This window comes from Rhodococcus cercidiphylli (genome assembly GCF_033042225.1).
GTDB lineage: Bacteria > Actinomycetota > Actinomycetes > Mycobacteriales > Mycobacteriaceae > Rhodococcoides.
Window position 1 is genome coordinate 126,881 of the sequence record NZ_JAWLKE010000003.1, and the last position, 14,655, is coordinate 141,535.

General features: G+C 66.1%; 11 protein-coding genes. 4 read left to right on the top strand and 7 right to left on the bottom strand.

Annotated features, from left to right (window positions below):
* The first annotated feature begins 19 nt into the window (after positions 1-19).
* Entirely contained in the window at positions 20-1,810 is a 1,791-nt protein-coding gene (locus R3P95_RS07765) for an ABC transporter ATP-binding protein (RefSeq protein WP_283347433.1), read from the top strand.
* A gap of 15 nt (positions 1,811-1,825) precedes the next feature.
* Here R3P95_RS07765 and R3P95_RS07770 read toward each other — a convergent pair whose 3' ends face one another.
* Together R3P95_RS07770 and R3P95_RS07775 are read right to left on the bottom strand one after the other, a co-directional pair.
* Positions 1,826-2,209: a hypothetical protein gene (locus tag R3P95_RS07770; RefSeq protein ID WP_283347432.1), complete on the bottom strand. Its 384-nt coding sequence runs from the start codon at positions 2,207-2,209 to the stop codon at positions 1,826-1,828.
* A gap of 90 nt (positions 2,210-2,299) precedes the next feature.
* Positions 2,300-2,809: an arsenate reductase/protein-tyrosine-phosphatase family protein gene (locus R3P95_RS07775; protein ID WP_283347431.1), complete on the bottom strand. Its 510-nt coding sequence runs from the start codon at positions 2,807-2,809 to the stop codon at positions 2,300-2,302.
* A 142-nt stretch (positions 2,810-2,951) separates the two neighbouring features.
* Between R3P95_RS07775 and R3P95_RS07780 the strand changes: the two genes are divergently transcribed.
* Entirely contained in the window at positions 2,952-4,310 is a 1,359-nt protein-coding gene (locus R3P95_RS07780; RefSeq protein ID WP_283347430.1) for an Hsp70 family protein, read from the top strand.
* Positions 4,311-4,332: 22 nt separating this feature from the next.
* On the opposite strand, the gene R3P95_RS07785 is transcribed toward R3P95_RS07780, so the two are convergent.
* Complete coding sequence (locus R3P95_RS07785; protein ID WP_317547895.1) at positions 4,333-5,271, bottom strand: endonuclease/exonuclease/phosphatase family protein; 939 nt, start codon at positions 5,269-5,271, stop codon at positions 4,333-4,335.
* Positions 5,272-5,628: 357 nt separating this feature from the next.
* On the opposite strand from R3P95_RS07785, the gene R3P95_RS07790 reads away from it, so the two are divergent.
* Both R3P95_RS07790 and R3P95_RS07795 read left to right on the top strand, forming a co-directional pair.
* On the top strand, positions 5,629-6,633 hold the full coding sequence (locus R3P95_RS07790; RefSeq protein ID WP_317547896.1) for a DUF1839 family protein: 1,005 nt from the start codon (positions 5,629-5,631) through the stop codon (positions 6,631-6,633).
* Complete coding sequence (locus R3P95_RS07795; RefSeq protein WP_317547897.1) at positions 6,630-9,050, top strand: glycosyl hydrolase 2 galactose-binding domain-containing protein; 2,421 nt, start codon at positions 6,630-6,632, stop codon at positions 9,048-9,050. Before R3P95_RS07790 ends, R3P95_RS07795 begins: the two co-directional genes overlap by 4 nt.
* 43 nt (positions 9,051-9,093) lie before the next feature.
* Here R3P95_RS07795 and R3P95_RS07800 read toward each other — a convergent pair whose 3' ends face one another.
* The 4 genes from R3P95_RS07800 to R3P95_RS07815 all read right to left on the bottom strand — a co-directional run bounded on the left by R3P95_RS07800 (position 9,094) and on the right by R3P95_RS07815 (position 14,640).
* Complete coding sequence (locus tag R3P95_RS07800; RefSeq protein WP_317547898.1) at positions 9,094-10,056, bottom strand: glycosyltransferase family 2 protein; 963 nt, start codon at positions 10,054-10,056, stop codon at positions 9,094-9,096.
* Positions 10,053-10,910, bottom strand: a complete 858-nt coding sequence (locus tag R3P95_RS07805) for a glycosyltransferase family 2 protein (RefSeq protein ID WP_149407382.1) — start codon at positions 10,908-10,910, stop codon at positions 10,053-10,055. The genes R3P95_RS07800 and R3P95_RS07805 overlap by 4 nt, the downstream gene beginning before the upstream one ends.
* Before the next feature lie 213 nt (positions 10,911-11,123).
* Positions 11,124-13,373, bottom strand: a complete 2,250-nt coding sequence (locus R3P95_RS07810) for a hypothetical protein (protein WP_317547899.1) — start codon at positions 13,371-13,373, stop codon at positions 11,124-11,126.
* Positions 13,354-14,640, bottom strand: a complete 1,287-nt coding sequence (locus R3P95_RS07815; RefSeq protein WP_262498551.1) for a glycosyltransferase family 2 protein — start codon at positions 14,638-14,640, stop codon at positions 13,354-13,356. Before R3P95_RS07815 ends, R3P95_RS07810 begins: the two co-directional genes overlap by 20 nt.
* Between the last annotated feature and the right edge of the window lie 15 nt (positions 14,641-14,655).

The window sequence follows — 14,655 nt, forward strand, 5'->3', positions numbered from 1 at the left end:
TATCCGGCACACTGGTGGGATGGTCGATGTGCAGATCGCTACCGCAGAGAAGAAGAAGATAACGGTCCCGAATCTGCGTGTGCTGTGGCAGTTCGTCCGCCCGCACCGTCGCACCCTGTCGCTCGGCATGACACTCGGCCTCATCGGCACCGGAGCTGCACTGGCGACGCCGATGGTAGCCAAAGGAGTGCTCGACGGCCTCGGCACCGACGCCTCCTTGATCCAGCCGGTGCTGATTCTGGTGGCTCTGCTCGTGGTGGGCTCGCTGGTGCTGTACCTGCAGTGGATCGTGCTGGGGGTCCTTGCCGAACGTGTGGTCCTCGACGCCCGCAAATCCATTGTGCGCAAGTACTTCGGTGCCACGGTGGGAAGTCTGGGCACTCGGCCCACCGGAGAACTCGTCACCCGGGTCACCTCCGATACCGTTCTGCTGCGCGAGGCCACCTCGAATGCCTTGGTGGCCATAGTCAACAGTGTGGTCGGCCTCGTGGGCGCACTGATTCTCATGGCCGTGTTGGATCTGGTGCTGCTCGGCGCGATCGCCTCGGCCATCATTGCGATCGCAGTGTTGTTCGCCCGCCTGATGCCACCTATCGCCGTCGCCCAGCGGCAGTCCCAGGAAGCGGTGGGCCGCCTCGGTGGAATTCTCGACGGCACTCTGCGGGCGATTCGTACCGTCAAGTCCAGCAGGGCCGAGACCCGCGAATCGGAGCGAGTCATCTCCGAGGCGCGAATCTCCGCTCAGCACAGCGTCAGAGCGGTCAAGATCTCCGCGTTGGCCTGGACGTTCGCCGGGGGCGGAGTGCAGTTGGCGATCATCGGAATCCTCGGTCTCGGCGGCTATCGCGTCAGTACCGGGGCATTGGCCGTGTCCAGCCTTATCGCATTTCTGCTCTACGCATTCCAGGTGATGGGCCCGGTGTCCACCCTGGCGACGAACATCACCGCATTGCAGGCCGGAATGGCCGCGGCCGCCCGTATCCGCCAGATCGACGACCTGGTCACCGAAAAGGGTGAGACCGGTCCCGCGAGGTCGGCGAAGACCGAAGCGCCCGCTCCGGCTCTCGAATTCCGCAGCGTCACAGCCCGATACGCACCGGGTAGGGAGCCGGCCGTGCGTGGTATGGACCTCGCGGTGCCTGCGCGTGGACACACCGCGATCGTCGGACCGTCGGGAGCAGGCAAGACCAGCGTCTTCTCGTTGATCCTGCGCTTCCTGACCCCCGAGTCCGGCGAGATCAGGCTCGGCGGAACCCCGTACGACGAGCTGAGCATCGACGAAGTGCGAGCGCGGTTGTCCTACGTGGAGCAGGAGACGCCGGTGCTGCCCGGCTCGATCCGCGAGAACCTCCTGTTCAGCCATCCCGAGGCCAGCGAAGCCGACATCTGGGCGGCGCTCGAGTCCGTGCACCTGGACTCGGCGATCCGCGCCCTGGACGAAGGGCTGGACACCGACCTGATCGGATCGACCGTCTCCGGAGGGCAGCGTCAACGAATCGCGTTGGCCAGAGCCATCGTTCGTCGTCCGGAAATTCTTCTGCTCGACGAGGCCACAGCGCAGGTCGACGGCCGCACCGAGGCGGCAATTCACGAGGTGATCCGATCGATCGCGACCGACTCCGCCGTCGTGACCATCGCGCACAGGTTGTCCACCGTGCTCGACGCCGACACGATCCTGGTGATGGAGGACGGGGTGGTCCGCGCCAGGGGCACGCACTCCGAGCTCATGAACACCGACTCGCTCTACCGAGAGCTGGTGGCCGCGTTGCGAATCGGCGACAACACCGCGCTGACGAAGCCGGGCCGATAACCCGCGGCCGGTGCCCTAGCGCCCGGAGTCGGATTCGGTGGTGCTGCTCTCGTCGTCGGAATCGTCCGAATCGTCCGCGGAGGTGGTGGTGGTCGTCCGATCCGAGGACGAAGTTCGGCGCGGGCTTCGCGTCGTGGTCTCGGACCGATCCGGAGTGGTCGTCGTGGGGCGAGCAGTGGTGGGTACCGCGACCTGCCAGGTGGGCGAGGGCGGCACGATGACGATCGTCGACGTCGGTGTCGTGTCGACCGAACTCAGACTGTCCGACTTCAGAGCGGGCGGACGAACGGTTTGGCTCGTGTCGTCGAACGCGCCACCGAGAGCACCGATGGTCAAGCCGACTGCGACTGCCACTCCGGCGCTCGCCACTGCTGCCGACGCGATGACCTTGTCGCGCATGCACAGACCCTAACGCCGTGGCCGCACCCGGATGGTCGGCAATGATGCGAGAACGTTACCTCAGCGAGCGGGGCGGTGAGAGATGGACGTTCACTGCGTCGACAACCGCAGAACATGGGGCAGCGCCTCCGCGATCGACTCCCCGGCCTGCTCGTACACCGAATGATCACGCCGGTACGGATCGCCGATGTCGAGTGTGTCGACACGGTGCACCGCCCGTGCGTCGGCCAGGGTCGCGATGGACTGCGCGCCCGATGCGGCGGCGAGGCCCGACGCCTCCAGCAGAGTGAAGGTGCGACGCATCTGCCGCGGTGCGAGAGCCAGGACGGCGTCGCGATGTGCCGCCGTCATCGTCAGCACGAGATCTGCGTCGGCAGCGATCGCGGGCGTGAGGCGTCGGGCAACGAAACCGTCCGGATCACCGCCGAGCTGCGTGAGCACCGTCGCCGCCGTCGGATCCATGGCGTGCCCGGTCAAGCCCTGCGTTCCGGCGCTGCTCGCGGTGAGCTCGAAGCCACCTTCTCGCGCGAATGCAGCCGCAAGGCGCTCGGCTGTGGGCGATCGACAGATGTTCCCGGTACAGACGAACAGAACGCGCATGCCCGCAACTGTAGTGCTGTGCTCGGGTGCCGCACTGAGCACCGAGGGACGCGCTACAGTGTGCCATTGGCGGGGGATCGAGACTGGTTCGTGACATCCAGTCTCGGCGTGTGTTCACGGGGAAGTCGACCGAAGGCGGGTAATGACCGAAGTTCTCGGTGTGTCGGTGGGGGCCAGTGCTGTGCGCATGGCTCGTCCCGACGCGCGCCCTCAGGATTCGGGTCGCCTCGATTTCCATCACGACACCGTCGACGCCTACTGGGACCGCGCAGAGGAATTGGCCGCCGAGTCGATCGGAGTCGTGCTCTCGCAGCCGGGCGACGGCGGACCGGTGCAAGCGACAGGTGTCGCATATCGGGACCAGCAACAGTTCGGCGAGATCCAGCAGGCCATGGCGAGCCAGCGGCTCTACAACTATCGACTGGTTCCCGAGGCACGAGCAGCGTTGCAGTACCTGGAGGCCTCCGGCGAGCTGGGCCACTTCGGCACCATCGCCCTCTACGATCTGGGCAGCTCCGGATTGACGATCAGCGTGATCGACCGCGGTACCGGGCAGGTTCTGCTCGCCGAACGCACCATCGACATCAGCGGCGACGACTTCGATCGGCTCATCTCGGACAACCAGCTCGCCAAGCAGGGCGTCGACATTGCCGACAACCAGGAACTGAGCGAGTTCACCGCGCGGTGCCGGGTGGCCAAGGAGCAGCTGTCGACGAGTGGCGCGGTGTGCCTGCCCGGTGACGGCGGCGTCATCCTGATCTCGCGTGAGTCGTTCGAGTCTCTGGTGACCGTCCCGATCGAGTACTCGGCGCGGCTGGTGCGGGACGTGATCGGTCGTTCACCCAAGCACGTCGACGCTCTCTTCCTCATCGGCGGCGGGGCGCGCATTCCTCTGGTGGAATCCATTCTCGGTGCGTGGATCGGCCTCCCCGTGGTGACTCCGGCGGACCCGGAGTCGGTGGCCGCACGCGGTGCAGCTCTGCTCGCGACTCCGGTGGCCGATGCGCCGCGTCGACCGAGCCCACAACCGGGCGTTCGGCAGTCTCCGTCCGATCCCGCGTCGTTGACCGGGGCTCCGGATTGGTTGAGCCCCGAGCCCACCGGAGACAAGCCCGCCGACTCCAAGCGCAAGGTGCGCGGCGCAGTGCTCGTCGCAGGGGGTCTCGTTGCCATCGCCGCACTCGGGTTGTCCCTCGGGTACGGCGGCAGCTCCGCGGAACCGACGAGTTCACCGGTCGAGACCAGCGCGCCTGTCACCGCAGTGCCCACGACGCCGAGGACCACCGCACCGCCCACTACCGCGCCCCCGACGACCACTGTGCCGCCGACCACCGAGGCCGCTCAGGCCCCGGCTCGCACTTATTCCGAGCCGGAATACGTGCCGCCCGCCGCACCTGCGCCTGCTCCCGCGCCGCCGCCACTGATTCCCGGCCTGCCGCAGATTCAGCTGCCGCAGATTCAGTTGCCGCCTGCACCGGTCATCGAGTTGCCGCGGTTCTGACCGGCATCCGCGGCCACCCGGATCAGGGCAGCTGCAACTGCGCGAGAACCGCCAGATGATCGCTGTCCGGGATTGGTAACGGCTCGACCGACCGGGCGCGGACGTTCTCACTCGTCACCACGTGATCCAAGCGCGCCAGTGGACGTTCCGACGGGAACGTGCGGAACAGGCCCGCGCCGGCACCGGCTGCCGCGTCGGAGAACGGGGACGATGCCAACGTGCGGAACTGCCGGTGGTCGTTGGTGGCGTTGAAGTCGCCCGCGACGAGCACGGTGCCCTGGTAGGTCTCCATGATCGACCGCATCCTGGCCAGATCGGCGGCCCACTCGGTGGTGTGGCGCGGTGTGGCAGGCGACATCGCGTGGAAGGAGACGACGGTCAGATCCTGTCCGTCGACGGTGGTTTTCGCCTGTACCGGTACGAATCCGAAGTTGTCGAGGCGGGTGCCGTCGGTCAGCGGCGTACGGCTCCACAACCCGGTGCCATCGGCCACCGGGAGCGCAGCGGTGAAGGAGAACGGCAGAAGGTCGTCGATGCCCGCGGCCTGCAGGTCGTCCACTTCCTCCGGGGTCAATTCCTGGACCGCGAGAATGTCGACGTCGTTGCTACGCACCGCGTCGACGATGGACGCAGCGTCGGCGTCGCCGTGCGCGACGTTGACCGTCAGGACCGACAGTTGCGGGCCGGTGTTGTCCGGGCCGTCGGCGAGGAACATCGGCACCTGAACGCCGACGACGGCAGCGGTGATCAGTACTGCGACGGCCGATCCGATGCGCGAGCGCGCTGCGGCGAACAGGATCACGGCGACGATCGCGGCGACCCCGAGATACGGAGCCCCCACGACGAACGCCACAAAAGTGATCTCGGTCACACCAAGTTGGCGAACGAGGAACATTCCGGCCACTCCTGCGAGCAGAGCCCAGCCGATGACCAGCGCTGCGCTGGATGCGAAACGGCGCATCGCGCTCGTGCCTCCTCTTGCCTGCCCGAGTTGGGCATGGATGTGTCAGGTGTTGTCTACACTCGGCATGTGCCCAGCTCAGAGCCATTGTGCAAGTGTCATCACGAACAAGCTGCGCACCGGCATTACCGGCGCGGAACCGACTGCTCGCTCTGTGATTGTCCGCGTTACCGGAGTCCGGTATCGCTGCTGTCGAGATGGTGGCCCTGGAAATAGTTTGCTCGGGCAAAACAATCCTACCGTCCGATCGAGTGCGAAGAACAAACCGATTCGTTAGGATTAGGGGCCTGGATACAGGCAATACGGACAAATGCGGCTCGGGGACCGTCCGACATTCGATCCGGTAGGAGAGGCTTCATGTCGAACGATGCAGTGCTGGACAGGCTCGGAACCAGCCTACGAGTCCTCGAACTCGAACCCATCGGTTACCGACCACACCCGATTCACAATCACGACCGCATCTGGACCGAGACCAACTGTTACGTCGACCTGTGGATCGAAGTTCTGCACTCGTTCGGTGCAGATCCCACTCCGGCCCTCGCCTTCGTGCTGAGCGCTGGATGCGACGGGCGGCAGTGGGATTTCGTGAAGATCGCTCCCGAGGACCTACGCACCCTGTACGGCATCGGCGTCGCCGAGATGAACGTGTGGCGTCCCGTGCTCGAGCACGTCGTCGAAGGCCTGGAAGACGGCATCCACGTCACCGTGGAGGTCGACGGCTTCTGGCTGCCCGATACGGCGGGAACCAGCTATCGCAACCAGCACACCAAGACCACCATCGTGCCGAATCTCGTCGATCGCGACGGCAAGGTGATGGGGTACTTCCACAACCGCGGCTATTTCGAGCTCACCGGAGCCGACTTCGACGGGATATTCAATCTCGCCCCCGAGCCGCACGCGGAGGTGCTGCTGCCCTACGTCGAGCAGGTTCGAGTGGATCCCGCGGTACTCGACGCCGGTTTCGGTGATCGAGACCTCGACGTCGCTCGCGCTCATCTGGCGCGTCGAGCTCCTGGCAACCCTGTCGACGCTCTGGCTCGCCGCATCGTCGCCGATATCCCGCTCGTGCAGACCGCGGGACCCGACGCATTCCACCTCTGGTCGTTCGGCCTGCTCCGGCAGTTCGGTGCCACGGCAGAACTGGCGGCGAACTACGTGCACTACCTCGAAGGTCGTGGCATAACGGGAGCCGCTGCGGCAGCGCCGCACTTCCTCGATGCCGCCTCCGGCGCAAAAGCCGTTCAATTCCGGATGGCGCGCGCCGCACGTGGCCGGGATGTGGTGCTCGACGAGCCGCTGATCGAGATGAGCAAGAACTGGGCTGCCGCCATGGACATCGTTGCAGGTGCATTGGGCACGTGATCGATCTGCTCGACGGCGCTCGGTGGCGGCTGGCCCGAACCGACGCCGGTTCCGTTCTCGACCCTGCCGACCTACGAGACGATCTCGACTGGGTCGACGCGGTGGTGCCGGGCACGGTTGCCACTGCGCTCGGACACCCACTCGCAGTGGATCCCGACGAGCACGACTGGTGGTTCGTCACTCACGTCTCCACCGGTGACCATCGCCGGGTGCGAGTGAGCTTCGGCGGCATCGCGACCCGCGCCCGGATCTGGATCGATGGCGTCCATCGCAGAACCGTGACGTCGATGTTCGTTCCCGAGACCCTCGATCTGACGGACTGCGGTGACACCGTCACCATCGCCGTCCACATCGAATCACTTGCAGCCCAACTGAAGTCCCGACGCCCCCGCGGTCGGTGGCGATCGTCGCTGATCGCTGCACAGGGGCTGCGACACGAGCGGACGACGATGCTCGGTCGCGCACCCGTGTACGGGCCCCTTCCGGTTCCCGTCGGACCGTGGCGTCCGGTGACGATGACCCCCATCTCCGACGTTCACCGCGTCGACCTGACGACGGCGGTATCGGGCACCGACGGCGTCGTCACGCTGCGCGCCGACCTGGGCGCTCCCGGTGTGGCTCGAATCATGATCGACGACAGGGCCTTCGAGCTCGGCACGGTCGAGCGCGTCGACTGCGCGGTGACGCTGCCCGACGTCGAACTCTGGTGGCCCCATACGCACGGCCGACCGCGAACGTATCGCGTGGCGCTCGAGGTCGACGGCACCGTCCATCCCATGGGCGTCGTCGGTTTTCGTACGGTCGAGCTGGACCGTACGGCAGGCGGCGCAGTACTGACGGTCAACGGCCAGACCGTCTTCTGCCGCGGAGGAACGTGGACCCCGCTGGACCCGGTGCGGTTGTGGTCGCCCGAGCCCGAGCTGCGGGCGGCGCTCGTGCAGCTCCGATCGGCGGGTCTGAACATGGTGCGCATCGTAGGCACCCTGGTGTACGAGCAGGACGAATTCTGGTCCCTGTGTGCAGAATTGGGCATCATGGTGTGGCAGGACGTCATGTTCGGCACCGTCGACCCGCCCACCGACGATACGTACACCGCAGCGGTCACCCGCGAGCTCGACGCGTTCGCCGACACGGTCTCGGCAAACCCTGCCCTGATGGTCGTCAGTGGTGGAAGCGAGACTCAGCAGCAGCCCACGATGTTGGGAATCGCAGCCGAGGATCAGCGAATGGTGATGCTGGACAGCGTCGTTCCCGACTTTCTCGCCGATCGTGTACCCGGCGTCGCCTATGTGACCTCGAGTCCGTCCAGCGTGAGCGGTGAACTGCACACTCATGTGGGCGACGGCATCGCGCACTACTTCGGGGTGGGCGGCTATCTCCGACCACTGTCCGATATCCGCACTGCCGGAGTACGTTTCGCGGCGGAGTGCCTGGCCTTCGCAGTTCCCCCGGAACGGGCGCAGGTGGAGAAGTTCTTCGGGTCCGCGGCCGTTGCCGGTCACCACCCCGACTGGAAAGCCGCCGTCCCACGCGACCGCGGCTCGTCCTGGGATTTCGAGGACGTGCGCGATCACTACGTACGCACGATCTTCGGCGTCGACCCACACCTGATCCGGCGCGACGATGCAGAGCTGTATCTCGATTACGGTAGAGCGGCGATCGTCGAAGCGTTCACCGAAGCGTTCGTCCACTGGCGTCGAGCATCCTCGGGGTGCGCCGGAGCCCTAGTGCTGACGTTGCGAGACACCGTCCCCGGTGCGGGCTGGGGCATCGTCGACACCGCCGGTGTGGCCAAGGCACCCTTCTACGCGTTGGCGCGGGCCAGCGCCCCGGTGGCACTGCTGTTGTCCGACAACGGACTCGACGGCTATTCGGTGGAACTGGTCAACGACGGACCGGCTCGATCGGGCACTGTTCGAGTGGTGCTGCACGCCTCCCGCGGCAGCCACGAGTTCGAACGCACGGTGAGCGCCCCGGCGAACGGATCCATCGCACTGACGGTGGATTCCATCGTCGGCACGTTCACCGACGTCAACCACGCCTACCGCTTCGGCAGCCGCACCTACTCCGCCGTCACGGTCCTGTTTCTGGACGACAGCGGCGTCGAGGCGGCACGAACCACCGCGCTCGTCGGCGCGCAGAGTCGTCAGAACACGGTGGGCCTCACGGCGAATGTTGTCGAAAAAGATTCTGGAACATGGGAACTGATCGTCCGATCCGACTGGCCGGCGCAGTACGTCTGCGTCGACATCGACGGCTTCGAGGTATCCGACTCGTGGTTCCACCTGGCACCGAACGAACCTCGTACGCTGACGCTCGTCGGTCGCGGCGGGGGTGCACCGCGCGGACACGTGCGCGCGTTGAACTCCGTGGAGCGGGCCTCGGTGGCACCGAAGGTCGTGAGCGGTAACTCGTAGTGGACTACGAATTCAGTCGATGGCCCAAGCTGAGCACGTGCCGCTAGCGGCTTGTGCTGAGTTTTCCTCGGGCATAGCCGATTCCGGCCGCGCCGACGCTGGCCACCACGGCCATCGCACCCCAGGCGCGCGCGGGATTGCCGCGGGCCGCTGCGCTGGTCTCCCGGCCGACCGCGCGAGGAAGAATCTTGGCGGTGTAGGCCCGCTCGGAGGACAGTGCGTCCTCGGCCCCGATCAACCGGGCGATCGCTGCCTTGGATACGCCCTCGGCGTAGCTGCGCGTGATGAGGTAGCGCGGACGAGTGCGATCTGCGCTGACGGTGTGATCGACGACGATCGAGGGATCGAACACGATCTGGGCGTCGGGATGCGTCTGACGCAGGCGGATGCACAGCTCCGTCTCCTCGCAACCGAGCGGCACTCGACCGATCCGGCCGATGCCGGAGACGAACCCGCCGAGTGCGACGACGGGCTCACGGCGGAACGACATGTTCGCGCCCATGAGATTGCGGACCTGAGCGGTTTCCGTTGGCTGCCCGCGGTAGGTGCACCCGACGACCCAATCGAGTTCGCCGGGTTCACCCACTACCTCGGCCGGTAAGAAGGCCGGACGCTTGTCCGGCCATACCGGGTATGCAGAGCCCCCAACGGCGTACACGGCATCGTCCGAGTAATGGGACAGAATGGCTCCGAGCCACTCTGTGGTGCGCGGTGAGGCGTCGTCGTCCAAGAAGACGACGATCTCACGGGTCGCGAGGTCGAGCGAGGTGTTGCGCGCTCCGGAGAGGCCACGTGGGTGGTTGTTCTCCACCACGTTCACGGTCCGGTGCAGCGGCGAGAACTCCTCGCGCGCACGTTCGGCCAGTTGCGCATTGTGATCGATGACGATGATCAGTTCGTCCGCCGGAACGACCTGATCGAGGACGGCGTGCACGGCAGCCTGTAGTTCGGACCACCGAGCCAGGGTGTACGCGCAGATGACGACCGAGGAAGTCGGCAGACTCACGCCGTCTTCTCGCGGAGTTCGAGAACCTCGTTGTACGACTCCAGGGCCTCGAACTCCAGGTCCATGTCGGTGCGGGCGTCGACCGACTCTCGCAACGGCCGGACGATGGACTTGCGCTTGATCTTGCGGGCACGCATGCGCTCGGTCATCAGGGTGCGCAGCACCCGGAAGCCGTCGGAGAAGGTGCGCAGATTGCTCTGACCGTAGATGCGAGCCAACTCGACGCTCGGCACCTCTTCGATGCGCACGGACGCCTCGGCGAAGCGGCAGTTGATGATGGTCTCGATCTCGAAACCGTCGCCCCAGAGCATCATGCCCTCGGCACCGGGCTGATCGACGACGGGGAGATCCAGCACCGGCACCAGGTCGCGCCAGAAGGCGTTGTAGCCGTAGCAGAGATCCGAGAAGCGAGTCCCGAAGAGGGTGTTGGCCACCAGGTGCAGGCCACCGTTGCCTGCACGGCGCAGCGGGGTGATGTCGTGGCTTCCGCCGCCCTCGCAGAACCGGCTGCCCTTGGCGAAGTCGGCACCGGCGAGCAAGGCGTCGACGAAGCGCGGGATCTCGGCGGCATCGGCGGAACCGTCGGCGTCGAACATGACGATGATGTCGCCGGTCGCGGCCTCGAAGCCGCAGGCGAGAGCGTTGCCCTTGCCCTTGCGGGTCTGCTTGATGATGCGAATGTCACCGCGGATCTCGCGCGCCGCGTCGATGGTGCCGTCGACGGATCCACCGTCGACCAGCACGAGCTCGTAGTCGTGCGAGAGCAAGGGGAGGACGTGACGAAGGTTCGCGGCCTCGTTGAGCGTCGGGATGACGACACTGACGCGGGGATTCTGACGATTCAACATATCCATTCCACATGGGTCGAGTGCGATGGGCAGATGTCTCCGAACTCCGTGAATCGACCCCCGCCGCATCCACAGACAGTGTCATAACGCTCGTTCTCAAGCGTAAGAACCTGTTTCCTTTGACTGAAAGCAAGCTTAAAAGAAGCTACGAGTTTGTCAAGCCGCAAACAAACCAACTGGGAGATTGTTTGGAGATACACGTCATAGTTTGTGACGAGATCAACGTGATCGGTACTGGTAGACGATCGTGTTGGTGTCCTGATACCGCACCGACCACGCCGAGTTGGTGGCGAGCCACTGCCGGAAACGTGCGACCGCATCGTCGGCGACGAACCCGTAGTACTGCATCGCCTCGAGCGACTGACGGGTGAGGACCATGTAGGTGGGTGTGTCGCTGACCGACGCGTTGTAGTCGATCTGGCCGAGCTTCTCCGGCGTCGGGAAGCCTTCCATGTACTCGGGGCCCAGCGCGTAGAGCGGGACGTCCCAGTACTCGTTGGCCTCCGTCAGGCGCCCGTAGTCCGACGTCGACCGGGCCGGGTAGCCCGAGGAGTACAGCATCGTGACCGCGGTGCCGGACGGTGACTGCGCGGCGACCGCGCGGGCGTCGTCGATCTGGTCGCGGTGTTCGAGCACGATCGGCCACAGGCCGAAGTAGCTCTGCAAGCCCAGCACGGCACTGCCGAGAGCCCCGGCCGTGGCGACCGCAACCGATGTCCGGGCGGTGAGCCTGCGGGCCCGGGACGGGCGATCCTGGGAGGGCTTGCGATCGAACAGGGCCAGGAACAGCGGCGTGATCAACAGGACGCAGCCGGGGATCGCGTACAGGTACACCCGGAAGATCGCTTCGCCGCCGTAGCTCTGCCCGGCGAGCAGCATGATCGATCCGAACGCCATCACCATCGGTGCCCAGAACGTCTTCTTGGTACGCCAGGCGTAGATCGCCGAGACGAACGCCAGCACGAACACCCCGCCGGACAGTGCGCGGCAGACCAGGGACGTGATCTGTTTGCCGAGCACGCCCTCCGCCTCGACGTTGCTCGCGGCGTTCTGTACGGGGTCGAACCCCTGGAAGAGTCCGTACGGTGCCACGATCGGCAGTCGCGGATACAGGTATCCGAGCAGGATGATCCCGAGAGGAATCATCAACCACCACGGCTTGGCTCGCCGCGTCACCAGCAGCACTCCGGTGACGGCCATCAGCCAGTACGGCGTCAGCTGGTGCGTGGGGACCAGCGCCGCGAACGGAACGATCGACAGGAACGCCGCGGACCGGGTGAGCGAGGAGGACATCAGCAGCGCCAGGAAGCCCACGGCGAGCAGAACGGCCCACGCCTGCGGTGAGTAGTAGTCCTGGCCCACCCAGTTGATGACCTCGGCGAGCATCGCCGCGGTGATCGCGGCGCGTTTGTCGAACTTCATGACCCGCGCCAGTCCGTAGACGGCCGCCGCGAGCACCACGTGGATCATCGGCGCGAACACGTGCGCCAGAGCCAGCGTGTCGTATCCGGTGACGTGCTGGAACCACGCCGAGACGAGGAAGAAGCTGGGCCACTCGCTGTAGATGTCGACGCCGCTCGGAGCCAGTCGGTTCAGATCGAGCACGAACTCGGTGACGGCGACGTGCTTGTACGTCCAGTCGTAGATCGGTGCGGAGGTGACGAGGGTGACGGTGAATCGCTGCACCGCGATGGCCAGGCCGATGGCGACCAGCATGGTGCGCAGCTGATGACGCCGCAGCGCGATCAGGAACGCCGCCATGATCAGCACCATGCACAGCACCAAACCAGGGCCGGTTCCGGCGGTCAGCAGCCCGAACTGCGAGTACGTTGCGCGCTCGAGACCGGGCAACAACGGCAGCCACAGAAAGAACGCCAAGGCCAGAATCAGGCCGGCAACATTGCGTCGCAACGTCTCTCGGTCGGTCAGAGCGAATCTCACAGAAGCGAGGGCGGACGTTCGCGACGACGGCGAGACGACCTGACGTGCCTGCGCCACCCAGCCCGGCAGGTCGGGACGGCCGTGCTTGCGGTACCAGAGCACCGACGAGCCGATCAGGGCCAGGCACAGCCACAACGTCCACATCCGGGGCGACCAGCGGTAGCCCCACATCGCCGCCGACACCATCAGTGTCACCACCGAGATACTCAGAATCGGCAGGGCGGCAGGAACCGCGGTGCGTGGGATGCGCACCCACGACAGGATCGCGGCACCGGGTCCGAAGAACAGCAGGACCGTCAGAAGCACGACGCGAACCAGCGTCGGCAGCGCGATCATCGAGGCCAGGCCGGACAGGGCGGCGAGGACGCTGATGTCCGAGTAGCGCAATCGGCTACCCGCGCGCCGCCGCGTGCCTGCAGCGGAGTCGGTGGTGCCGACGGGCCAGTCGGTCCAGTCGGACGGGACGAACAGCTTGTGCCGCAGATCCGCGATGGACCGGTATCCGGATTCAGTCGAGGACAGGTTCACGGCTCACCCCCGCTAGCGGAGTGCGCTCGCGACCTTCGCGCCTACTGCGCCGGATGGCCGCGGGGCCCTTGGCGATGGAGAGCAGTTCCATCCGGCCGATGCCGTCGGGCAGGTCGGCAGCGAGATCGTCGGGAGGGGAGGCGACCTTGCTCATCTTGGCCGACAACCGAATTGCACTGCCGAGTCGGCGGGCGGCAACCTTCGCCGCGAGGCTCGCGGATCTGCGGTCGGTGGCGACCGTATACAGCCACGCGCCGAGCCCGAGTCCGTACCCGCGCGCCTGGACCGCCAACGCCTCGGGATCGGCGCGGTGACGGTGCCACACGATGGCCGCAGGCTCGTACACCAGCTTGTCGCCGGCCATCAGCACCCGGAAGAACATGTCGAGATCCTCACCGCCGTTGGTCGGCGATCCCACTCCCAATGCCTCGTCGAATCCTCCCAGATCGAACATCCGGCCGCGGTCGACCGCGAAATTGGCTCCGGTTCCGTACATCCCGACCTGGAACGGAAACAGCGGCACGTCGGCCGGTGGATTCTTCAGGTCGTAGACCCGGGGCGTCACCGAACTCGCCCATCCGACGCGGCGATCGAAGTACGCCTGCGCCTGAGTGCGGATCTCCCCACTCGGCACGATGCCGGACACGCACGTGACCCGCTCGGCCCGCCCGAAGCCGCGCGCGATGCTGCGCAACCACCTCGCGTCGACGGCGACGTCGTCGTCGGTGAAGGCGACGATGTCGTGCCGCGCTGCCCGTAACCCCGTGTTCCTGGCTCGCGACAGACCCGCCGTCGGCTCGGACACGACGCGAACACGGGAGTCGTCCAACCCGCGAACGTACTGCTGCGTGGCATCGGTCGGAGACGCATTGTCGACGACGACCACCTCGAAATCCGGGTAGTCCAGAGCGGACACCGACGCGAGCGCGCCCTGCAGATGCTCGACTCGGTCACGAGTGCAGATCACCACGGTGATCGGCGGCAACGCTCGATCGGTCTCGGGAACGGCATCGGGCATCGGAACCTGGGCGAGCGACATCGCCGCCCTCCGTGCATCGTCTGCCGCGACCGCGCCGTCGACGACATCGAGTTCGACGAAGCCGAGGGGGTCCGGTCCGCGTCGGATCAGCAACCGGGCACGGTGGTAACCGTCGGAACCGTCGAGTACGAGAGAGTCCGGAAGATCCTGCTCCAGGTCGATGTCACCGATCCACACGGCACCGTCCCATTCGGGAGACTGCAGTCTGGGGAGCGCGGGAGGTAACACGGGGATGGTCCTTTC